Source organism: Vibrio sp. 1249-1 (genome assembly GCF_033340495.1).
On record NZ_JAWOWJ010000460.1, the window covers coordinates 1 to 737 of the forward strand.

General features: G+C 43.8%; 1 protein-coding gene. It reads right to left on the reverse strand.

All coding sequences use genetic code 11. The features are described from left to right. Positions 1–98: 98 nt before the first annotated feature. The coding region (locus R7Z50_RS26985) for a YjbG polysaccharide synthesis-related protein (protein ID WP_318149681.1) at positions 99–737 on the reverse strand (639 nt) is incomplete at its 5' end.

Consider the following 737-nt stretch of genomic DNA (forward strand, 5'->3'; position numbering starts at 1 on the left):
TGGTTGCAATGGTGGTGCTTCGAAAGGCATGTCTTGAGCCCACACCAACGCTGGACCCATTAAAGAAAGGGATAAACTGGTTCTGATCAGGTTCATGTTTAGTTCTTCGATGAGGTTGGTTTACGTTGTGCAAGCAGAGCGACAATGTCTTTATCCATTTGTGATGTTTCGAACTTATCAAATGGGATGTACACCATGGTAAGTGGTGGTAAGTAATATTGAGTGGTTAACCAACTGCCATGGTGAGGATGAACGACCTTGCCATCTGGGTAAATCAGGACTGGTGGATAAGCAAGTTTACCAATATCGCTTGAACCTAGATTATCGACCTGTTCATGCAGAGCGATACCCGCTTGGTTTTCTACCGCGTAGACTTTTTCTAAGTTACCCACATACAACACTTTATCTTCACGTTTTGGTGCACTTAACGCAAGTTGACCTTGTAAAAGAGGGTTATCAAATTTATCCAGACGGATGCGATCAACATCAATGGCCGACAGCACGCGAGGTGCAAACTGGCTTTGTTGGATAAACTTGTAAAATGGGTGCGCAACTAAATTATGTTGAATCATTTGGTTCAACACCGAATTCTTTAAGGCAGTACTTTCTTGCACTGCGGTTTCGGCGTTATCAAATAGAGTCAGAGCTAAAGGGTATTGCAGGGCGACTTGTTGTTTTTGCGCATGCTTAAGTACGCTCTCTAAACGTGCCGCGTGTTGGAATTGCAATGCTTTGCC